The 22,131-nt window shown below is 56.2% G+C and carries 18 protein-coding genes; 14 read left to right on the top strand and 4 right to left on the bottom strand.

The annotated features are described in order from the left end of the window. Positions 1 to 269: 269 nt before the first annotated feature. The 7 genes from recQ to CENROD_RS10980 all read left to right on the top strand — a co-directional run bounded on the left by recQ (position 270) and on the right by CENROD_RS10980 (position 11,235). Positions 270 to 2,141: a DNA helicase RecQ gene (gene recQ, locus CENROD_RS11010; protein WP_022776360.1), complete on the top strand. Its 1,872-nt coding sequence runs from the start codon at positions 270 to 272 to the stop codon at positions 2,139 to 2,141. A 101-nt stretch (positions 2,142 to 2,242) separates the two neighbouring features. Beyond that, positions 2,243 to 3,991, top strand: a complete 1,749-nt coding sequence (locus tag CENROD_RS11005) for a hypothetical protein (RefSeq protein ID WP_022776358.1) — start codon at positions 2,243 to 2,245, stop codon at positions 3,989 to 3,991. A 144-nt stretch (positions 3,992 to 4,135) separates the two neighbouring features. Beyond that, the gene (locus CENROD_RS11000) at positions 4,136 to 5,884 is read left to right on the top strand and encodes a type I secretion system permease/ATPase (RefSeq protein ID WP_022776355.1); all 1,749 of its coding nucleotides are present in this window, start codon (positions 4,136 to 4,138) and stop codon (positions 5,882 to 5,884) included. Continuing rightward, positions 5,881 to 7,293 carry an HlyD family type I secretion periplasmic adaptor subunit gene (locus CENROD_RS10995; protein WP_022776352.1) on the top strand — a complete coding sequence of 471 codons (1,413 nt, stop codon included), beginning with the start codon at positions 5,881 to 5,883 and terminating at the stop codon, positions 7,291 to 7,293. The genes CENROD_RS11000 and CENROD_RS10995 overlap by 4 nt, the downstream gene beginning before the upstream one ends. Continuing rightward, entirely contained in the window at positions 7,290 to 8,540 is a 1,251-nt protein-coding gene (locus tag CENROD_RS10990) for a TolC family protein (protein WP_022776348.1), read from the top strand. The genes CENROD_RS10995 and CENROD_RS10990 overlap by 4 nt, the downstream gene beginning before the upstream one ends. Positions 8,541 to 8,557: 17 nt before the next feature. After that, complete coding sequence (locus CENROD_RS10985) at positions 8,558 to 10,222, top strand: tetratricopeptide repeat protein (RefSeq protein WP_022776344.1); 1,665 nt, start codon at positions 8,558 to 8,560, stop codon at positions 10,220 to 10,222. 38 nt (positions 10,223 to 10,260) lie between these two features. Beyond that, the gene (locus tag CENROD_RS10980) at positions 10,261 to 11,235 is read left to right on the top strand and encodes a hypothetical protein (RefSeq protein WP_022776340.1); all 975 of its coding nucleotides are present in this window, start codon (positions 10,261 to 10,263) and stop codon (positions 11,233 to 11,235) included. Positions 11,236 to 11,396: 161 nt separating this feature from the next. Here CENROD_RS10980 and CENROD_RS10975 read toward each other — a convergent pair whose 3' ends face one another. After that, positions 11,397 to 11,840: a phage integrase N-terminal SAM-like domain-containing protein gene (locus CENROD_RS10975; RefSeq protein WP_051360377.1), complete on the bottom strand. Its 444-nt coding sequence runs from the start codon at positions 11,838 to 11,840 to the stop codon at positions 11,397 to 11,399. 388 nt (positions 11,841 to 12,228) lie between these two features. Here CENROD_RS10975 and CENROD_RS10970 point away from each other — a divergent pair, with 388 nt between their 5' ends. Next, positions 12,229 to 12,672 (top strand): response regulator, encoded by a 444-nt coding sequence (locus CENROD_RS10970; protein ID WP_022776331.1) that lies wholly within the window; start codon positions 12,229 to 12,231, stop codon positions 12,670 to 12,672. 46 nt (positions 12,673 to 12,718) lie between these two features. On the opposite strand, the gene tnpA is transcribed toward CENROD_RS10970, so the two are convergent. After that, positions 12,719 to 13,150 (bottom strand): IS200/IS605 family transposase, encoded by a 432-nt coding sequence (tnpA, locus tag CENROD_RS10965; RefSeq protein ID WP_022776326.1) that lies wholly within the window; start codon positions 13,148 to 13,150, stop codon positions 12,719 to 12,721. 73 nt (positions 13,151 to 13,223) lie between these two features. On the opposite strand from tnpA, the gene CENROD_RS12715 reads away from it, so the two are divergent. Continuing rightward, a complete protein-coding gene (locus CENROD_RS12715) occupies positions 13,224 to 15,581 on the top strand; it encodes a PAS domain-containing hybrid sensor histidine kinase/response regulator (RefSeq protein WP_081699888.1) in 2,358 nt (785 codons plus the stop codon). Between the two features lie 265 nt (positions 15,582 to 15,846). On the opposite strand, the gene CENROD_RS14680 is transcribed toward CENROD_RS12715, so the two are convergent. Next, a complete protein-coding gene (locus CENROD_RS14680) occupies positions 15,847 to 16,209 on the bottom strand; it encodes a hypothetical protein (protein WP_051360375.1) in 363 nt (120 codons plus the stop codon). 440 nt (positions 16,210 to 16,649) lie between these two features. Here CENROD_RS14680 and CENROD_RS10950 point away from each other — a divergent pair, with 440 nt between their 5' ends. Further along, a complete protein-coding gene (locus tag CENROD_RS10950) occupies positions 16,650 to 17,309 on the top strand; it encodes a type I restriction-modification system subunit M (protein ID WP_022776314.1) in 660 nt (219 codons plus the stop codon). 26 nt (positions 17,310 to 17,335) lie between these two features. Here CENROD_RS10950 and CENROD_RS13320 read toward each other — a convergent pair whose 3' ends face one another. After that, complete coding sequence (locus CENROD_RS13320; RefSeq protein WP_202961155.1) at positions 17,336 to 18,982, bottom strand: IS66 family transposase; 1,647 nt, start codon at positions 18,980 to 18,982, stop codon at positions 17,336 to 17,338. A gap of 69 nt (positions 18,983 to 19,051) precedes the next feature. Between CENROD_RS13320 and CENROD_RS10930 the strand changes: the two genes are divergently transcribed. The 4 genes from CENROD_RS10930 to CENROD_RS14135 are packed head-to-tail and all read left to right on the top strand — an operon-like array spanning position 19,052 to position 22,126. After that, on the top strand, positions 19,052 to 20,065 hold the full coding sequence (locus CENROD_RS10930; RefSeq protein ID WP_022776304.1) for an N-6 DNA methylase: 1,014 nt from the start codon (positions 19,052 to 19,054) through the stop codon (positions 20,063 to 20,065). Further along, on the top strand, positions 20,062 to 20,931 hold the full coding sequence (locus CENROD_RS10925) for an ORF6N domain-containing protein (RefSeq protein ID WP_022776301.1): 870 nt from the start codon (positions 20,062 to 20,064) through the stop codon (positions 20,929 to 20,931). The genes CENROD_RS10930 and CENROD_RS10925 overlap by 4 nt, the downstream gene beginning before the upstream one ends. Continuing rightward, positions 20,928 to 21,551, top strand: a complete 624-nt coding sequence (locus tag CENROD_RS14140; RefSeq protein ID WP_022776296.1) for a restriction endonuclease subunit S — start codon at positions 20,928 to 20,930, stop codon at positions 21,549 to 21,551. Before CENROD_RS10925 ends, CENROD_RS14140 begins: the two co-directional genes overlap by 4 nt. Next, positions 21,488 to 22,126, top strand: coding sequence for a restriction endonuclease subunit S (locus tag CENROD_RS14135; RefSeq protein ID WP_022776292.1), 639 nt, complete (start codon positions 21,488 to 21,490; stop codon positions 22,124 to 22,126). The genes CENROD_RS14140 and CENROD_RS14135 overlap by 64 nt, the downstream gene beginning before the upstream one ends. Positions 22,127 to 22,131: the final 5 nt, after the last annotated feature.

The raw sequence follows: 22,131 nt of genomic DNA, 5'->3' as shown, positions 1-22,131 counted from the left end.
TGGTTCTGGATAGTTGCTGGGGGGAAGAAGTGCTGAGGCAGACTGCCAGCCATGGATTGCCGGGAGAAAACTTTCCAAACGGAGCCGGGAATCTGTCTCAAAAATTGTAGGGATGGCGCCATGTCGGCTTTCGTCCGGGTTCCAAGGTGGCCACACCCCCTTTGCGCCGACGAAAACCATCGCAAAGCCCATCAGCGTCGTCTCCTAGGCCGACCTCGTACCATCGCCCGCCCCGCATCGTCCCTCCCCCTTCCGCGTTCCCCAGCACCGTGCCCTTATCCGCCATCTTGCGTGATGTCTTTGGTTACACGTCGTTTCGCGGCGCGCAGCAGGAGATCATGGAGCACGTGACCCAGGGGGGCGACGCCCTGGTGCTCATGCCCACCGGTGGCGGAAAAAGCCTGTGCTACCAAATCCCCGCCATCGCCCGGGCGCGTGCTGGCTTAGGCGTAACCCTCGTCGTCTCGCCACTGATCGCGCTGATGCACGACCAAGTCAGCGCCTTGCACGAAGTGGGGGTAGAGGCCGCGTACCTGAATTCGTCGCTCGGCATGGACGATGCCTACGAAACGCAGCGCCGCCTGCTACGCGGGGAATGGACGTTGCTCTACGCCGCGCCGGAGCGCGTACTGTCACCCCGGTTCCTCGACCAGCTCGACACGCTGTACCAACGCGGGGCACTGGCGCTTTTCGCCATCGACGAGGCGCATTGCGTGAGCCAATGGGGGCACGACTTCCGGCCCGAGTACCGCGAACTGTCGATCTTGTACGAACGCTACCCCAACGTTCCCCGCATCGCACTGACGGCAACGGCAGACCCATTGACCCGCGCAGACATCGTCGAACGCCTGCAATTGCAAGCTGCGCGGGTGTTCGTGAGCAGTTTCGACCGCCCCAACCTGCACTACACGATCGTCGAAAAACACGACCCCCTGCGCCAGCTCCTGCACTTTCTGCGCGAAGGGCACGCCGGGGACAGCGGCATCGTGTACTGCCAATCGCGCAAGAAGGTCGAAGCCACCGCGCAATCGTTGCGCGAACACGGACTGGTCGCCTTGCCGTACCACGCTGGCCTCGACGCACACACCCGCCAACGCAATCAGGACACTTTTTTGCGCGAAGAAGGCGTCGTCATGGTCGCGACGATCGCCTTCGGCATGGGCATCGACAAGCCCGACGTGCGCTTCGTCGCGCACCTGGATATGCCCAAAAACATTGAGGGCTACTACCAGGAAACCGGCCGCGCAGGCCGGGATGGCGAACCTGCCGACGCTTGGATGTGCTACGGCATGCAAGACGTCGTGACCCAGCGCAGGATGATCGACGAAAGCACTGGCGGGGAAGAATTCCAGCGCTGGATGCTTGCCAAGCTCGAAGCCCTGCTCGCGCTGGCGGAGAGCATGGAATGCCGTCGCAAACGCCTGCTGGCGTACTTCGGCGAGCACCCTGCAGATGACCTACGCTGCAATCGTTGCGACAACTGCCTTTCCCCCCCCGCAGTGTGGGACGCGACCGAAGCCGCACGCAAGCTCCTCTCGACGGTATACCGCGTGCGCCAAAGCAGCGGCATTGGTTTTGGCTCCACGCACATCGTCGACATCCTGCGCGGCAAAGACACCCCCAAGGTGTCGCAATTCGGCCACGCTCGACTCAGTACTTTTGGTATCGGGGCCGACCTCGGCGAAGCGCAATGGCGCAGCGTGCTGCGTCAGCTCCTGGCCACCGGCGCATTGCGGGTCGATGCCTACCAAACGCTGGAACTGACCGAACGATCCCGGCCCGTCTTGCGCGGGGAAGTACCCATCCTGCTGCGCCAGCCCCTGCTTCGACCACCACGCAGCACGCCAGCCACCAAAACCCCACCACCATCTGCTTCGGCGCTCGACGACGCTGCAAAACGCCGTTTCGCAGCGCTCAAGGCTTGGCGGCACGCCGTCGCGCAAGAGCACAACCTGCCCGCATACATCATCTTTCACGACGCCACGCTCGCCGCCATCGCACAAATGGCCCCACGCACCCCGGAAGCATTGCAAACCATCCCCGGCATAGGCGCACGCAAACTCGCTGCGTATGGAGAAGCAGTGTTGCTAGTGGTGGCCCAATCGCAGCCACAGCCCCCGCCACATCCCCAGCCTCAGTAACACAAGGCAGCGTGGTAGCATCCTTTCGCCCTTTATCCCTCCTGCGCATTCCTTCCGCGTGTGCCAGGCCATTTGTTCCTGCCGAAGAAAGGTTTTTCGGAATGTCGAGTCAACCCTCCCGCAAAAACAAGGCTGCTTCTGCCAAGAAAGGAGCTTCCTCCGCCCTGGCTGTAGGCATGGCTGCCCTTCTGGGCGATCAAGTCGTCGCTTCCTCTTCCTCGGGCTTGGGTGTTTCCCCAAGCCAAGGGGTTGCAGGGTTGGACCCTTCTGCCCCTATCGAATCTGGTGCTTCCACTGCTGCGGAATCCCACGGTGCATTCGTCACCCATTCGCGTGACGTCTCCGCAACAGGCCAGCATGCCCAGACTATGGCGCAAATGCAGAGTCCTGTTGCTCCTGCTACTCCTGCTACTCCTGTGGCAACACCAGGCACCGTTGCGCCCACAGGCGCGGAAGCCGGGGCTGCCAGTGGCAGTGCCTCTTCCGGAACCGGGGCAGTAGCCAGCGGCGTGGAAACCGCTGCAGGCGTAGCTGGCGAAGCCGCAGCAGCAGCGGGTTCCGTGGCAGCCAGCGCTGGCGCGGCCGTGGCCAGCACAGGCATTGCGGCAGCATCTGCGGTAGTGGGGATGTCGCTGGGAACGTTTGCCGTGATCGGCGGCGTAGGCTTGGCTGTGGCTGCTGCGGCTGGTGGGTCGGATGACGATCCTGCTCCCGTCGAACCTACGCCTACCGGGCCTACCAATGTTTCTCAATCGCTAGTCCAGTTGGCTGCCATGAGCACCAATCCAGTCACTGGCAATGCTGGAGATGATTTCGTCATCCAGGGTGGTGTCGGCAACATCGGCTCCGCCACCTTGAATAGCCTCGGGCTGGATTTCAACGATGCGTTGGACGTCACCTTGCAGTTGACCCAGGCCGATGCTGGCTTGGATGGCGACGTAGATGGCACCGTCCAGCTCAACTCGTCGCTTTCCGGCTTGGCTGGCATGGGCATCGACCATGTCACGGGTGGTATCGGTCAAGACGTGGTGGTGGATGGAGGGTTTGGCGCCGTTGCGGGGAATTTTGATTCCCCCAGCTTTGCTTCTGCGCTGGATGTCACCGTCGATATGTCCGATGCCGATGGCACCATTGCACTCAACACCTCGCTTTCCAACCTGTCTGGACTGGGCATCGACCATGTCGTTTCTACCGACAACCCAGCAATGCAGGTGGATATCGCCGGTGGTTTGGGCGTCAGCATTGCGCAATTTGCAGCCAGCACCACGCTCGTGACATTCGCTGATTCTCTGGACGTCACGCTGCATCTGCCTGCTGCCAATGTGGCGCAGTTCTCGACAGCCGGGGCAGCAGCAGAGAAACTCGTTGCCAGCGGCATCGACCACCTCTGCGCTACCGATGATGCTGTGCTCGACCTTGCTGACGTTACCGCGCTCATCACTGCGGGCCTTGACTTTGCGGCGGGTTCGATGGTTACGCTGGACCTGGACGCCGATGTGGCTGCTACCGCTTTGCTGGGCGACGGCGATCCCTCCCTGGCAGACCTGGGCCACTTGGGCATCGACTCCGTCCATGTCACCGACGGGGAAGACGTAGTCGCCCTGCAAGTCGGCGGCAATGTGGCCGACGAGATGGAGACTGACGATCTCGAAGCTGCGATCCAAGACGTCCTTGCGAAGTTTGCCGCTTCGGAAGCTCCCGTCTTCGACGAAGCCGACGAAGTCACGCTGCATGTTGGCAACAACGACGTCGCATCCCTCAGTGCCGACGTTCTCGACGACATCCAGCTCCTGGGTATTGACTACCTGCAAGGCGCAGACGGGGACGATCCACTCGATCTCAAGGCCTAACCGGCCTCTGCGGCCCCTGCGGTCTACGAAGTCCACGAGGTCAACGAAACCTCCCCCGGCCGACTTGGCCCTCGTGGCTTACGACAAGGCGACCCTGGCGGTCGCCTTTTTTTTCCGCGTTTTTTTTCTCCACTCCGTCGCCCTATGCCAGGCTTGCTCGACCGTTTTCTGGGCACTGCCAACGCGCAGGCACCCCGCCCGGTGTCCGACCTGCTGCGGCAATGCAAGCGGTCTTTTGTTTTCGTCGCCGTACTCACTTTCGTCATCGAAGCGCTGTCGATCACCCCGATCGTGTTCATGTGGAACGTGTTCGACCGGGTCATCAGCAGCCGTAGTGTTGTCACCCTCGTTTCGCTAACTGCGCTGGTGATGCTGGTCTACGGCTTCTGGTCCGGGCTGGAATGGGTGCGGTCACGGATGATGGTGCGCATTTCCCTGCGCATCGACTGGGATATTGCTGCGCGGGTCTTCGACACCTCCTTCCGCCGCTACGTCGCACGCAAGGATGTGGACGTACACCAAGTGCTTAGCGATGTCGTGCAATTGCGCCAATTCCTTACTGGCCCCGCAGTACTCGCGCTGATGAGCGCGCCGTATGCCGTGTTTTTCATCGTCATCGGCTGGGCATTCCACCCTTACCTGGCGATCTTCATCTTCGTAGCGACGCTCGTGCAATGGTTGGCTGCGTACTCTACGCGCCGGGTCACTGCGCCCGCATTGCGTGAAGCGAACGATGCCTCCGCGCGTTCCAAGCGTGTCGCAGCGCAAAGCCTGCGCCAGTCCGACACCGCGCTGGCGCTGGGGATGCAGTCGGCCATCCGCAAACGCTGGTACCAGGAGCACCAACGGTTCTTGTCGCTGCAAGTCAATGCCAGCGAATCCGCCGGGCTGCTTGGCGGCGCGACGGGATATATCGCGCACGCGCTGCCTTCGCTGCAAATGGCGCTGGCGTGCTTTTTGGCGATTGAAGGGTTGATCACCGGGGGGATGGTCATCGCAGCGAGTTTTCTGCTCTCCCGCGCCATCAGCCCGATCAAGCAGGTCATGGGAAGCTGGCCTGCCATCGAAGCGGCGCGGCAATCGTTGGAACGGCTCAATGCAATGGTTGCCGAAGATGAAGCCCTGCGACAGCGCATGCCCCTGCCTGCCCCTACCGGCGTGCTCGAAGTGCGAGAAATGGTTTGGCAGCCCGCCACCGCACGCAGGCCCGTTCTGAGCGCACTGCACTGGGGGGCACAACCTGGGCAGATCGTCGCGGTGCTAGGCCCCAGTGCTGCGGGCAAAACCTCGCTATTGCGGCTGCTCGTCGGCATCTGGGAACCCACGCATGGCAGCGTGCGCCTTGATGGGGCGGACATCGGCGCGTGGGTACGCAACGACCTGGGCACCCATATCGGCTATGTTCCGCAAGACATCGCGCTCTTCGAAGGTACCGTCGCCGACAACATCGCACGGCTGGGCGATGTCGATCCCGACAAGGTCGTTCGCGCCGCGCAGGCCATCGGCCTGCACGAGACCATCCTCGGCCTTCCCCAAGGCTACGACACCCCCATCGGCGAAAGCGGCCACCCCATCACCGGCGGGCAAAAGCAGCGGCTGGCCATTGCCCGCGCACTGTATGGAGACCCCGTCCTTGTCGTCTTCGACGAACCCAACGCCAACCTCGACGACGACGGCGAACGCGCCCTCGCCACCCTGCTGGCCCAGCTCAAGGAACGCAAGGCCGTCGTCGTATTCAGCAGCCACCGCCCCAAACTCGTCGGATTGGCAGACCTGGCGCTCGTCTTGCGGGAAGGGCAGCAAGTCGCCTTCGGCCCGCTCAAGGAAGTGTTGGACCAGCTTCAGCATGCCCAACAAGGTGCCGCACCCGCCCTCAAGAAGGCCCCAGCATGAAAAACCCCTTCGAGCGTGTACACAACGCCCTCGACGCGGGCATCGACCGCCTGGGGCGGTGGGCGGAATCCTTCAATCCCTATGTTCCAGAAGGGGTGACGCAAGACGGCATCGCGCCCGTTCGCATTGAAGAAGCAGGGATCAAAAAACTGGCTGGCAAGGTCGTCGTCGTCACTTTTGCCATCTTCCTGGTATGGGCCATCGTCGCCCCGCTCGATTCCGGCGTCGTCGTCAACGGCAAGGTCGTCGTCCTCGGCAGCCGCAAGGCCGTGCAGCATCCCTCCGGCGGGGTAGTCGAGGAAATTCTGGTTCGCGAAGGAGCACAGGTGCGCCAAGGCGACGTGGTGCTGCGCATCAACCCCCTCAACATCGATGCGAACCTGCGACAGGCAGAGTACGAATACATCAACGCCGCAGCGGTGTATTCGCGGCTACTGGCTGAGCAGGTGGGATCGGACACCATCGTGTGGGACACCGATTTGCGGTCCTTCGGTCAACACGACCAGGTGGCCGAAGCACAACGCCTGCAATTCGCGCTGTTCCGCTCGCGCCGCGCTGAAATGCGTGACCAGACCGACATCCTCCACGAAAAACATCGCGGCCTGCTCCAGCAGCTCCAGGCGCAGGAAACCGTACTGCGCCTGCGCCAGGAACAACTGGCCCCGCTGGCCGAAGAAACCCGCAACCTGCAACAGCTTGCGAAGGACGGCTACGTCCCCCGCAGCACTGCGCGCGATGCCGAGCGCTCGCTCTCCGAAGCGCAAGCCACCTTGGCCACGCTCGTCGCGGAAATCGGAACGATCCGCACCGCCATTGCCTCGAACCAACTTGAACTGAGCAAGCTGCGCGCAGCCTTCCTCAAGGACGTCGACGCGCAGATCACCGAAACGCAAAAGCAGCGCGAAACCGTCCGCGCCCGCGTGGCCTCGTTACGCTTCGACCGCAGCCACAGCAACCTCAAGGCCCCCGCCAGCGGAACGGTCGTCGGGCTGAAGGTACACACCGTCGGCGGCGTCATCACGGCAGGGCAAGTGCTGATGGAAATCGTCCCCGCCGGGCAGACCCTGATCGCCGAAGCCGCAGTGCCGCCCCACCTCATCGACAAGGTGCGCGTGGGGATGACTGCCGATCTGCGCTTTTCCGCCTTCCAGCGCATCACGACGCCGGTCGTCGAAGGCGTGGTGCGTCTCGTCGGCGCGGATCGCCTGCCCCCCCAGCCACCGGAGTACCCGGAGGAGTACTACCTGATCCACGTCGAAACAACCCCCGATGCACAACATCGCCTGGCAGGGCACCACATCCTGCCCGGCATGCCCGTCGAAGTCATCGTCAAATCCGGGGAACGCAGCTTCCTGAGCTATCTGCTCAAACCCCTGACCGACCGGCTGGCCCGGTCTTTCAAGGAATGAATGCGTTCCTGCTGCGCCGGGCGTGCATCGCCGTCTGCGCACTAGCATGGTGTACCGCCCAGGCCAGCGGCCTGCTTGCGGACTTTCACACCGCCCAAAACAACGATGCCACCTTTGCTGCATCGCTGGCCGAATATCAAACAGCACAGATGCAGGCCGCCACTGCGGGGATGTCCTACTACCCGCAGGCTTCGCTCAGCCGCACGCAGCTCCCGAACGAAGGCACCGACCGGCAGACTTTCAGCCTGAGCCAGCCGGTGTTGCATGCGGATCGTTGGCTTGCCTTGCAGGAAAAAGAGCCGCGCGCGGCGATGGCGGAGCACCAGCACACCCAAAGCCGCCAGGACTTGGCGCGCAGGCTGTTCCAAGCCGTTCGCGCCCTGTGCGCCGCGCGCGAGCAGCGCGTACTCAACACCAAGACGCTCGAAGCCGTCCAGGCACAGATGCAGGCCGCCCAGCGTACCTACGAACTGGGCCGGGGGACGGTTACCGACGTCCTCGACGCGCAAGTCCTGCTGGCCCAGGCGCGTTCCCAAGAGCACACCTTGCGCGCCGCGCTCGAAGCCGCCACCCGCCAGTACCAAAGCATCGTCGGCGCCCCACCTGCTGCAAACGCCTACCCGTTGCACGACAGGGCCATTGCGCTGACGCTGCCCCCACTGGACACGCTGCTGGCGCAGGCCGATGCGCACCCTACGCTGCGCACCCGCGTACTGGCTGTGACGCTGGGCGACATCTCGCGCAAGCGGGCCAAGGCGGCGTACCTGCCTTCGCTCAACGCCGTCTTTCAACATTCGACATCGAGCGGAACGAGCACGACGAATTCCGGCCTGGTGCTGCGTTGGGAAGTGCCGGTGGACATGAGCGGCTACCTGCGCATCCAGTCCGCCGGAATCGAAGTGCAACGTCTGCGCGAACTCGAACGCGGCGCACGCACGCAGGTCCAGCTCGACGTACAGCGGCTCTACGCGGAAGTGCAGTCCTCGCTGGCCGAAATCGCCATCCGCCGCGAAGCGATCCACGCCGCGCAGCAAAGCCTGTACGCCAATGAACAGAGTTTTGCTGGCGGGGTACGCACGCGCATCGCCGTGCTCCACGCCGTGCAGGCGCTGCAACGCACGCGCACCGAGTACCTCACCGCGCTGCTCACCCTGGGAGAAAAGTGGCTTGATCTGCAACTCCAGTGCGCCACCGACCTCGACGCCGCGCTGGAAGGAGTGCAGGCACTGCTGTTCGGCGCGACATAGTTTTTGTAGGCAAGCCCATGAATGCCGCCCCTTCGCCCCCCCTGCTGCGCTGGTTGCAACAGGCCGATGCCCTGCGCAATGCGGAGCGCTGGGCTGAGGCGCTGCATTGCTATGAACAGGCGCGGGCACTGCGAGACGACGCCGTCGTCGCGCACAACCTGGCGCTGTGCCACCTGGCCTTGCAACATCCGCCGGAGGCCATCGCCCACGCTCGCCGTGCTCTGCAACGACAGCCGGGCCTGTGGCAATCGGCCCTGGTGCTGGCCAAAGCGCTGATCCTGGCGCAGGACAAACCCGGCGCGCTCGACGTGCTGCGCACCCTGCACCAGCGCCTACCGCAGAACGCCGAAGTGCGCGTCGAACTGGCGCGGCTGACCCTGCAACTGCTCTGCGACCCCCGGCAAGCCCGTGCGCTCGTCCAACCCTTGCTGGGCGACCCCCGCCACGGCGCTGACGCGCTGATCACCACCCTGATCACCCAGCTTTACGACCGCGACGGCAGCGCAAGCGACCTCAACGCCGCGTTCCTCGACTTCGGCCGCACGCACATGCCCGCCCCGCAGCCAACGCCACCAACCGCTCTACAACCGGCGTCACAACCCGCTCCACCGGCCCGCAGCGGCGGCCGCACCCGCAGCACCCGTACTGCTGCGCGGTTGCGCGTGGGGTTGCTGTCGCCGCAGTTTTGCGCTTCGCCCGTGTATTTTTTTGCGTTCGGTGCGCTGGAGCAGCTTGCCAGCGCCGTCAATCTAGTCGTACTACGCCGTGGCAACAAGGAAGACTGGGCCACGCAACGCTTCCGCGCCATCGCCAGCGAATGGAACGACGTCGCCGCGCTGGCCAGCGCACCGTTGGCCAAAGAATTGGAGCGCCAGAACCTCGACGCGCTGATCGACCTGGGCGGATGGATGGACCCTGCCGCGCTGCACGCGCTGGCATCCAAACCCGTGCGGCGGATGCTCAAGTGGGTCGGCGGGCAATCCGTCACCACCGGCCTGCGCAGCTTCGACGGCTTTCTGACCGACCGCTACCAAACCCCCCGTGGCAGCGATGCGCTCTACAGCGAACCGCTGATCCGCCTGCGCTCGGGGTACGTGACCTACACCCCGCCCCCGTACATGCCCTCCCCCATCGCCGACGATGGCAGCCGCCGCGCCACCGTCGTCGGCGTCATCGCCAACCCGGCCAAGCTCTCGCGTGCCTTTCTCGCCGAACTGACAACGTGCCTGGCACGCTGGCAGGGTGCGGAGACTGCGCCCATCGTCGTGCGATGCATCGACCAGCGGTACGCCCACACACCCGTTCGGCAACGGATTTGCGATGCATTGCCCGGCGTCTTGCTGGAATTCCTGACCCCTTCCAGCCACCGCGAATACCTCGAAGCCGTCGCCCAACTCGACGCCGTCGTCGACACCTGGCCGTACAGCGGGGGGCTGACGACAGTCGAAGCGCTCTCGCTGGGCGTCCCGGTCTACACCAAACTCGGCACGCTGTTTTGTGAACGGCACACCCTCTCACACTGCCGCTACGCCGGGCTGACGCTGGCGCAATGCCGCATTGACCGACTGGCCACCCTGCCCCACCCCCAACGCACCGGCCACGCATTGCTCCGCGCCGAATCGGCCCGAACCCGCCATGCCGACCTGGCCGCAGAGCTATTGCAGCATTTGGCGGGTCGCTGAAAAAGCATCATGAAGAAGCATCATGAGGAAGCACCACGATGGCGACACGCAAAGCCCCAAGCCCCAAAGCATCCGCCCGGCGCGCTGCCCCGTCGCAACGCGCTGCATCCTCCCCCCACGCGCCATCCTCCTCCACACCTTCCGCGCCCCAGATACGGTGGTACGCCTACCCTGGCACCGTGGCGCCGGGCTGCACTGCCTTGCCTGCCCTCCCCGCCGAGGATGCTTGCGCGACATTGGGTGCGCTGCGTGCCCTGGCCCACGCCACCCAACGCAAGCCCCGCGCTGACTGGTACGGGCTGGTCGGCACCGAAGGTTGGACGCAAACCGGATGGAACGCCGCCACGCTGGCGAACGCGGTGCAGGAGTGCGCCGGTGCGGGCGAAGCCGACGTTTGCTTCTGCCAAGCCCCTGCCGAGGTCGAAGCGCTGTACCACAACCCCTGGCTCTACGCCGAACACACGCACCCCCACTGCGGAACGCTGGCACGCGCGGTGCTTGACGCAGCGGGGCTGGATGGGGACAGCCCGGACACCGTCGCGCACTCGGCCTGCTTCGTCAGCGGGCATATCCTCATCGCACGGGCGGCGTTCTGGCCGCGCTTTGTCGCTTTTCTGGACGACGTGCTGGCACACGCCCGCGCCAAACTGGGCAAAACGGCCCGCGTGGCGCTTTTCGACGAAACGCCGCCCGCTGACCGCACCCGCTATCTGGACGTGCTGACCACCCTGCTGCTGATCCCTTTTTTGGAAGATGCCGCCAACGGCCTGCGGGCCTGCAAGCTCGCACTGCCGTCCAGCGAAGAGCCTCCTCCAAACCCCCACGTGCGCATGTTGCGCGAACTCAAAGACATGGCCGTAACGCAGCAATCGCGCTGGGCCACCGCCTGCTGGGGCAACTACCGCGCCCTATACCTGGCCCACACCCAAGGCGCAGCCTGGATCGCCCAACACCGCGCCATCCTCCACCCCCCCACGCTACGTATGGGCCATGCGCCGGGGCGAATCCGGTAATTTGTATCGCTACCCCCACGGGCTTATGGACGATCTGGGATCAAATCGACATTCTTTGCATTCAGGAAAAGCGATGCACTACGATGGTCACAACGAATCCAACGGACTAGTAACGCCCTTGCCCCCCTTATTGAGCACATGGGTATAGATCATGGTGATTTCTACATCGGCATGGCCCAATAGTTCTTGTACGGTTCATCAGTCCATGCGTTCCCTCCATCCGATCCAGCACAGCCAATACCTCGCGCTGCGTCAATACCACTGGCAAACGCGCAGGACGCTTGGCGCGCACCATATCCTGCATCAAAGGCAAATCCTGCGCCAGCACTGCTGCGGTACAAAAAAAGCAAAGCCGACAAAGCCTGATTTTGCGTCGATGCGGCAACATTGCCTGTCACCGCCAAATGCGTCAAATAGGCATCGACTTCTGGTGCGCCCAAGAGATTGGGGTGACGTTTGTTGTCAAACAGAATGCAATGCTTCACCCAATGGACGTACTGGGTCTCGGTACGAATACTATAGTGCCGCAGGCGAATTTTCTCCCGCAACTGATCCAGCAGTTTGGGCGGCGATGGAGTGTGTGGTGCGGGGGCTTCGACTGTCATGCCAGTGCGTGAAATGGGTGTATATGCACTGATTTCATGGGAAATCGATGTGCTATACACCTTCTGATCAATCTGAGTATACACCGCTCTCGGTGTATACTGCACGTTATATTATACCAATTCCCTAATGAAATAATTCATTTTTTGCAGCGTATTTAAAATAAAACTTTTAAAAAAAATTAATATGATACTTCAAAGAAATTGGTATTATTATTGCGCGCGTTTCTCTTGCAAATTCAAACACAAAAATATAGACTTTCAGAAAAGTACTTGCGCGAAGAAAGCCCTTAAGAACAGTGTATTTTCCAAAAAGGTCAGAAAAACAGGGCTATTGCAAACTCAGTTTTACCTATGATGATTCAACAAGCACTGGTACAGGTGAAAATTTATGAAAAAAGATCAGACCATTTTAATAATAAATGGTAACCCTACCGATCTTCTTGTTTTGATCGAAGATCTGAAATTATGGGGTTTTAATCTAATGATTGCGCATAACGGTGAAAGCGGACTTCAAAAAGCAGCTCAAAGCAACCCAGACCTTATTTTGCTTGATGTGCGTATGCCAGTCATGGATGGATTTGAGGTATGTGAAAAGTTGAAGAACAACTCTGAAACTGCGGGAATTCCAGTAATTTTTATTATCGCAGATGTTCATCAGACAGATAAAATAAAGGGGCTTGAAATGGGGGCTGTTGATTATATTACCAAATCATTTCAGCCTGATGAGGTTCTTGCTCGCATTAACCGACATTTGGAAATCAATGCCCTACGAAAACAATTAGAAGCTCAAAATGCTCAACTCAACAACCACCAGCTAAAGCTGGTGGGTTGATATTACGGACTGAAAGTCCGGATACGCGTCGGCTGAACGACGCGTTTTAGCCCGGCTCCATCTTGAAATCATCGTTCTGCCTCGGTTCAAAATGGTGTTCTAAGTAGCTCTTAATCATTTCTTCTGTCATCTGCCCTACAGTTGCACAAAAGTATCCTCTCGCCCAAAAGTGACGTCCCCAGTATCTCTTTTTTATGTGTGGAAACTCTTCCAACAGCTTGCTTGCTGTCCGCCCTTTCAGCCTCCGGACAATCTCACTTGGTGCCATTACCGGCGGGCAACTTACCAAGATATGCACGTGATCCTTACTTACCACACCCTTCACAATCCTGATTTCAAATGCCTCACATGTTTCTCGCACTAGCTCTCTGACCCGCTCCCCAATTTCTCCCGTCAGAACCTTGTAACGGTATTTCGTAACCCATACAAAGTGATACTCTATCTGGAATACTGTATGACTTCCGTATCTATAATCCATGCCGTCCCCTTTTTTGAGGCTTATTCGCGTAGCTAAAGCTGACCGGCTAAAGCCGGTGGTTTTAACCTTGTGATTGATAATAAAACTCCGGAACGCTCAACTTGAGAATGAAATTCTGGAACGTAAAAAAGCAGAAAATACCATTTGTCAAAAAGAAGCTCTGTTTAGGGGCATGTTTGAACATCATAGTGCTGTAATGCTGCTTATTAATCCTGAGACTGGACATATTATCAAGGCAAATAAGTCAGCTGCCAACTATTACGGATATTCCATACAGGAATTTGAAGAGATGGAGATCGGAAAAATTAATCAATTACAGCCCGAATGTATCCGTCAGACAATAACGCAAATGATGACCGAAGAGTGCAGGGAGTTTTCTTTTCAGCATCGCTTGAAAAACGGAGAGATTCGTTATGTTGAGGTTCATTCTTCCCCAATAATTTTTAAAGGAAAAACACTGCTGTTTTCGATTATTCACGATATCACCGACCGCAAGCGGGCAGAAGAAGCGTTACTTAACAGCGAGAGACATTATAACCGGATTATATCCTGTGTGCCAGTTATGCTGTATGACTACATTCTGTATCCTGACGGCAGCAGCAGATTCCTCTATGTGGGACCGAGCTGTCGGGAAATCCTGGAATTGGACGAAAAAGAACTTTTATCTGATATGAACTTATTTTGGAAGATGATTCACAGCGATGATCTGCGAAGGCTGCATGATGAGGATGCTGCATCTAACAGAGAAGGGAAATTTTTCGATACTGAAGTGCGAATCCTTACACAATCCGGTTGTTTTAAGTGGATACAGCTCTCCTCGCGTCCTAACCCTGCTCCGCCTGGTGAACCGGCAATTTGGAGCGGATTCATTCTTGATGTAACCGAGCGCAGGCGGATGATAGAAGAACTGAAAGAGGCAAAAGAGGCTGCTGAATCTGCCAATCGTGCCAAATCTGAATTTCTTGCCAACATGAGCCATGAAATAAGAACTCCGATGAACGTGATTATCGGCATGAGCAGACTTATTAGAGAGACTACGCTTACCGATGAACAGCAGGAATATGCTCTTATTCTGTCCCACTCCTCTGAAATACTTCTGTCACTTATCGAGGATATTCTTGATTTCTCAAAAATCGAGGCGGGTAAAATTGAATTGGAATCAGTTGATTTTGATCTGAAAAATTTTCTTGGTAAAATAACTGACATACTGAAGATAAAAGCCTCTGAAAAGGGATTGACTCTTAGCTGTAATATCTCTCCTGATATTCCGCGTTTTCTCAAAGGCGACCGCAACCGTCTTCGTCAGGTTATCCTGAATCTGCTCAATAATTCTGTCAAATTCACAGCAAAAGGTGGGATAACCATAACAGTTGAGAATGAAAATACTAACGAACAGAATCAGATTATTCTCAGCTTCAGCGTTGCCGACACAGGCATCGGCATTCCGCAAGACCGTCTGGATCGTATGTTTCAACCTTTTTCACAGGCAGATTCTTCAACAACCCGAAAATATGGCGGAACAGGTCTTGGACTTGTGATTTCAAAGAGGCTTGTCGAACTTATGGGAGGCAGGATTTTAATTGAGAGTGAATATGGAAAAGGCACTACATTCCGATTCACTGCAAAATTTGAACAAGGAAGCAAGACGCTCGACCCTGTTTGCACGCTTAATAACACGACTTTAATATCAGACTCACAATTTGCAGGTCTTCGCGTTCTGCTTGCTGAAGATAATGAGTTTAATCAGCGATTTGGCTTGATAATTCTAAAAAAAATGGGAATCTGTGCAGATGCGGTCCGGAATGGTAAAAAGGCAACAGAGGCAATTCGTCAAAATGAGTATGATATTATTCTGATGGATGTTCAGATGCCGGAGATGGACGGACTTGAAGCCACAAGAATAATAAGGGGTGAACAGTTCAAAGTGCCTATTATTGCCATGACCGCAAATGCAACACCGCAGGATCGCGAGGAGTGTATTGCTGCCGGAATGGATGACTATATTTCCAAGCCGGTTGAACCTGAAAAATTACGTGAAGTCCTTTACAGGTATTCTGGTATTATGTCCCAATCTTCTGACACATATATCACTCCGCCACATGCCGACTTAAGAAAAATATTTGACAGAGAAGAATTTTTGAACCGTGTCGAAGGAGATGAGGAAGTGATGAGTCAACTTTTTTCATTCCTGCGTAAAGATTTACCCGATTATATACAGATATTGAAAACAGCCGTAGATAATGATGATATTCAGGAAGTTATGAGACAATCACATACCATTAAAGGGCTTGCTGCAAATTTAGCTGCTCACAGGCTAAATGATGCAGCTTATCAAATAGAGATTACTGCAAAGAGCGGAGAAATGGAAAAAGTGCGACTTTTAATGCGTGATATTGAACAGGAATGTGAAGCTCTGTTGTCTGTAATATAATCGGGTAGGCAACGGCTTCTAACCGTCACCCCCCACACCACCCACCGTGCGGGTCCGCAGTGGGCGGTTCAACAAGTCGGCTCGCTCGACGAAATCTTTCTCTTGGTGACCATGTACCCCTGTGCCTTGCACCACAGGTCTTTCACACTCTGCAAACCCTGCTCCTGTAACCACACGTTGGATATAGCCTGATTGATAACCGGGGTTCTGGACATCTGCCAATAGCTTTTGCTGCTGACTCCGTGCTGAATCGCCGACTTCAGGCTTACGCCCAATGCCAGCAGGTTCTTGATTTTCGTGCGCGGCCAGCGCCACTGTTTTCAGTAGCACATTCGCTTACGCCGTCTGATCCACTCGTCCAGTTCGGGTACCGGGCGGTAATACTGGCTGATACCAAAGTACGCCGTCCACCCCCGCAAGTATTGCCCCAGTTTCGCGCAGTCAGCTTCTTGATGCGGTGCTTGAAATCCGCCAGAGCCTTATCAGTCCAGCGTACTTTCTTGCCCTTGATCGTGAAGCCCAAAAAGGCGCTTTCGCTCATCGGTGCCACCTTGCTTTTGACCAGCACCCCGGCGCGCAGGTAGCGCCCAAATTTGCTGTCGCACGGCTGGTCAGTGTGCGCGTGCATGGGTGGGGAAGCCTTCCATGGTCACGCCGTCATCCATTCGCACCGCACGCGGTGCAGATCTCCCCAGGTAAGAACGCAAACTTTCTGTGCGCAAACGCCGCATGTACCCTGAGCACCAAACCGATGGGCTTTGCCGTCCTGTGCCAGCTCGCCTCGGCACTCTGGGCCTTCTATGCGGTTCCTGTTCGTCGTCTCGCACTTTTGCTCTCGGGCTTCCTCCAGACTACTTCTCGCGAAATAGCCCTGGCCTTCGGCTAGTGGTGACTATTGCTCACAATGAGTCCAATCCGGTTCTCCCACAGGGGATTTCCACCCCATAAGTTCGCGCCCATGCTGGGCGCATACCCATCATTCCAGCGGTATGCCTACGGAAGCCGCTGAATTCAATCGTTAACCAAGTAAATCTCGACCAAAACGGTAGTACTCCTTAAAGGAACACCATGGCCAAGCAAGCAGCACCAAAACAGGAAGAACCCATCGAAAAGCAGATGTGGAAGGCGGCAGACAAGCTGCGCAAAAACATCGACGCGGCGGAGTACAAGCACATTGTGCTGGGGTTGATCTTCCTCAAGTACATATCCGATGCCTTTGACGAGCTATACGAAAAACTGCAAAAGGGTGAAGGCGACTACGCCGGCGCTGACCCGGAAGACAAGGACGAATACCAGGCGGAGAACGTGTTCTTTGTGCCGGAGACTGCGCGCTGGTCGTATCTGCTCACCCAGGCCAGGCAGCCGAACATCGGCAAGACGGTCGATGCCGCCATGGACGCCATCGAGAAGGAAAACCCCTCGTTGCGCGATGTACTGCCCAAAGTTTTCGCACGCGGCAATCTCGACCCCACCAGTCTGGGTGGACTCATCGATCTGGTCGGCAACATCGCCCTCGGCCATGCCAAGGCGCGCAGCGCCGATCTGCTCGGCCATGTGTTTGAGTATTTCCTCGGCGAATTTGCGTTGGCTGAAGGCAAGAAGGGCGGTCAGTTCTACACCCCGCGCAGTGTGGTCGAACTGCTGGTGGAGATGCTGGAGCCGTACAAGGGCCGGGTGCTCGACCCCTGCTGCGGCTCTGGCGGTATGTTTGTGGTAACTTCTCAATAAGTTATGGCGAAATTGCAAATAGTGTATTAGGTACGAATGAGCGTCGCCAATCGCGGAATGGCATTAGTTTGTGTGATGCGATCTTCCAAATACCGCCAAAACGAAATACCTTGTTTCCGACAAGTCTTCTTCAAACTCGCAAACGTATCTCGACATTGTCGCCCAAGGTCGCTACGGGTTCCACCACTCACTTTTCGTTTCTTTACCAAATCCCGAAGGGCAGTTTCGCTTCCGTTCGTATGTAGCGGGATTTCTGGTCGTTGCAATACTAACAACAACTCTTCTTTTTTCCCATACAAGCGCTTCAGGAGATTATCTAGTGTTTGGTAGCCGGTTTTTCTATTGAAAACACTATCAAAACGTTTTTCGAACTGTTCTACCATATTCGCGTTCGGGTTGCGCTTGTATGCTTTCAAATCGCCATACAACCTCCATATATCGGAGCGCACCTGCGCTACAGCTTGTCTCTGCCCTTCATTGACCGGTATCAGCTTGTGAACAAGACGTTCGGCGTGTATCCAGCACAGAGCGTGCAACAGGACTGCGAATTGACCGGCTCCATCACTGACGATTGCCAATTTCAGGTTGAAGCCTTTTTCTACCAGGCTCCCAAGTAAAGCACCTTCCGTAGCGATACGTACGTGCGTCTCACTATCGATTTTCAATGCTTCGAGATGTTTGCGCCATAGTTCGATGCTTAAGAACTCAGGAGTGGCATGATCTTGTAGCTGACTACATACGTCATTACTCAAGCCATGTTCTTCCATGTAGGTCAGGGCATGTTCGTTGACCTGGGTTGTGACCGGACCGGCGTGCAAACATTGGAGGAAGTTGATTCTGCTCTTGCTGTCGGTGCTTTGGAACCAGCCGAAGTCCTCGTTCCCGACGTGCAGGGCGTAGCCGTTCTGGCCTGCATGACGTGCGCCGGTGTCATCGACTGTGACGTACTGGCTTTTTTGCAGACCGATGGCCAGTATTTCATCTTTTTCTGTGTGGAATGGTTCAGTATGTTGACTCAGCAGGGCATTGATTTGACCTGACGAGATATCGATATGCCATTCGCTCAATTGCTCCAAGAGAAGTGGCTGTGTAACATGGCAGTGGTGATGTTGGTACAGAATATAGTTGCGCAATGTAGGATTGAAATGCTGGCCTTGCAATTCTGGTGGGAGCTGACCTCTGAGGCATTTCCCGTCATTGGTTTGATAACAAGCGAGGCGATAACAGATGTTGTGTGCCTTGATGATGAGGCCTTGAACAACGAAGTTTTGATAGCTTTTTAGCCGAGCGCCAGAGGGAATCGGGCCTGCTGGCTTGATGATGCGAATTTCGTGGATGATTAGTTGAGCTGTTTTGCTGCGCTTTGCGGAACCAGGTCTTTTGGAGATTACGCCACTGCCGTTACTGTGTGGGGGATTGTCATCCAGATCAGTATTTTTGTCCATTTTGCTGGGCTTTAATACTGGTTTTGATTTTTCACCTTTGAGGATAGCGATTTCATCGCGCAACTGCTGAATCTCTGTTTTCAATTCTTGGATGGTTTCAGCTTGCGCATCAATAATATCCGACTTATTTTTGCAATGCAGACACATTTCTTCTGCAGGAATTTGCGGGAGACTCGGCACAGGGGACACGGTATACTCGTCTCTGGCTAGTATCTGTGCTTGATCCATGGATAGCATTATATGCTGTTTTTTACGAAAAACAATATATTGCCATAACTTTTTGAGAAGTTACTGTTTGTGCAATCAGAAAAGTTCGTGACCGGCCACCAGGGTAAGGTCGACGACATCTCCATTTACGGGCAGGAGAGCAACCTGACCACCTGGCGTCTGGCCAAGATGAACCTTGCCATCCGCCACCTCGACAGCTCGCAGGTGAAATGGAACAACGAAGGCTCCTTCCTCAACGACACCCATAAAGACCTCAAGGCCGATTACGTCATCGCCAATCCACCCTTCAACGACAGCGACTGGAGCGGCGACCTGCTGCGCAAGGATGGCCGCTGGCAACACGGCGTGCCGCCCACCGGCAACGCCAACTACGCCTGGATTCAACACTTCCTCTATCACCTGAACCCCGGCGGACAGGCCGGTTTCGTGCTCGCCAAGGGCGCGCTCACCTCCAAAAGCTCCGGCGAGGGTGACATCCGCAAGGCGCTGGTCGAGGCGCGGCTGGTGGACTGCATCGTCAATCTGCCCGCCAAGCTGTTTTTGAACACCCAAATCCCCGCCTGCCTGTGGTTTCTGAGCCGCAACCGCCTAAACCCCTCGCCCTTTGGGAGAGGGGCTGGGGGTGAGGGCTTTCGCAACCGCGCAGATGAAATCCTGTTTATCGACGCCCGCAACCTCGGCCACCTCATCAACCGCCGCACCAAGGAGTTTTCCGCAGAAGACATCGCCACCATCACCCGCACCTATCATGCGTGGCGATCCCCCGTAGGGGCAGGCCCCCATGCCTGCCCCGATGACATTGGGAAACCGCAATCAGGGAAACCGCAAACTGGGCAACCACGGGGGGTTGCCCCTACGTATGCCGACATTCCCGGTTTCTGTGCATCTGTCGGTATTGATCGCGTCCGTGAGTTGGACTATGTGCTCACGCCGGGACGGTATGTCGGCCTGCCGGACGATGAGGACGACTTCGATTTCAAGGAACGTTTTACCCAGCTCAAGGCGGAGTTTGAGGCGCAGTTGCAGGAAGAAGCGAAACTGAATGCCTTGATTGCAGAGAGTTTGGGGAGGGTGAGGGTATGAGCGATAGCTCCTTGATTCTTGCTGATAATATTCAAAGACACATCTACACCATACGCGGCATTCAGGTCATGTTTGATGAAGAGCTGGCGAAATTGTACGGGGTAGAAACCAAGCGGCTCAATGAACAGGTGAAACGCAATATCGAAAGATTCCCTGCCGAGTTTATGTTTCAACCTTCAGAGGCTGAACTCGAAAACTTGAGGTCGCAATTTGCGACCTCAAGTTGGGGCGGACGAAGACACTCACCCTATGTCTTTACCGAACAGGGTATTGCCATGCTTTCGGCAGTGCTCCGCAGTGAAACGGCAGTCAAAGTCAGCGTTCAAATCATGAACGCTTTTGTCGCCATGCGCCGCTTTCTTCTTTCTAACGCCCAAGTCTTTCAGCGATTGGACAGTCTGGAATTGTGGCAAGCCCAGACCGATCAGAAAGTTGAACGACTCCTCAACGCTATTGAAGATCAATCGGTGATCCCCAAGCAGGGGATTTTTTACGACGGTCAGGTTTTTGATGCCTACGCCTTTGTAGCCGACCTGATCCGCGCCGCCGGCCGCCGGATTATCCTTATCGACAACTATGTGGACGAAAGTGTGTTGCTTCTGCTCGCCAAGCGCAAGGCGGGGGTGAGTGTGCAACTGCTGACCAGAACAATAAGCCGCGAACTCTCCCAGGACATCGACAAATTTAACGCGCAGTACCCGCCGATCGAAGCGCGAGAATTCACACTCGCCCACGACCGATTTTTGATCATCGACGACGATATCTACCACATCGGTGCCTCGCTGAAGGATTTGGGCAAGAAGTGGTTTGCGTTTTCGAGGATGGAGATGGGGGTTATGGAGATGTTGGGGAGGGTGGGGTTATGAGCGAGTGGAAAGAATGCAATCTGGCTAAAGCCCCATTGGAGATACTTGATGGTGACCGAGGCAAGAACTACCCGTCGCAGGATGAATTCATGCCACGCGGATACTGTCTTTTTTTAAGCACGAAAAACGTGCGTATTGATGGATTTGAATTTTCTGAATGCCAATTTATAAGGAAAGAACGAGATGAATTGCTTCGCAAAGGTAAACTGGAACGCGATGATTTAGTTTTGACAACTCGTGGAACTGTCGGGAATTTGGGCTTTTATGATTCATCAATAATTTACGATAACGTCCGAATTAACTCAGGAATGGTAATCATTAGACCTAAGAAGGATAAACTACTGCCAGCATTCAACTATTACCTTTTCAGAAAGTTACAGAGCGATTTCCATACATTTACTTCAGGTAGCGCACAACCGCAGTTACCCATAAGAGATATGAAGGAAGTTGAAGTATCTATCCCCCCCTCCCCGAACAACGCGCCATCGCCTCGGTGCTTTCCAGCCTTGACGACAAAATCAACCTGCTCCACCGCCCAAACAAAACCCTCGAAGGCATGGCCGAAACCCTCTTCCGCCAGTGGTTCGTGGAAGAAGCGCAGGAGGATTGGGAAACAGTAAAAGTCTGTGATTTCGTAAAGACGAATGTTTTGAGTATTACAAATAACTCAAAGCTAAAAACAATTCGATATTTGGATACGGGATCGTTAAATGAGGGAATCATTGAAGGCTTTCAGATTCTTGATATGAATGACGCACCAAGCAGGGCGCGACGTATCGTTAAACACAATGACATCCTGATTTCTACCGTTCGCCCTGATCAAAAACACTACGGAATAATTAAACATCCCGATGAGGATATTATCGTTTCAACTGGCTTTTGCGTCATCAGTTGTCAAACCATTAATCCTCATTTCATTTATATCTTGCTAACAATGAGCGATATGACTGAGTATCTGCATTCCATCGCAGAGGCTTCAACCTCGACTTATCCATCATTAAAGCCATCCGATATTGAATGTTTAGAGTTTAAACGACCACCGGATGATAGGCTCCGCGAGTTCTCCGTATATGCAGATAATGCATGGGGCAAAATTGAATATAACCACATTCAAATCCGCACCCTCGAAACCCTCCGCGACACCCTCCTCCCCAAACTCATGAGCGGCGAAGTGCGGGTGGACTACAAACATTAGGGAGG

The organism is Candidatus Symbiobacter mobilis CR (assembly GCF_000477435.1).
Taxonomy (GTDB): Bacteria; Pseudomonadota; Gammaproteobacteria; order Burkholderiales; family Burkholderiaceae_C; genus Rhodoferax; species Rhodoferax mobilis.
The sequence above is the reverse complement of the archived record's forward strand: the minus strand, read 5'-3'. Positions and strand labels throughout refer to the sequence as shown.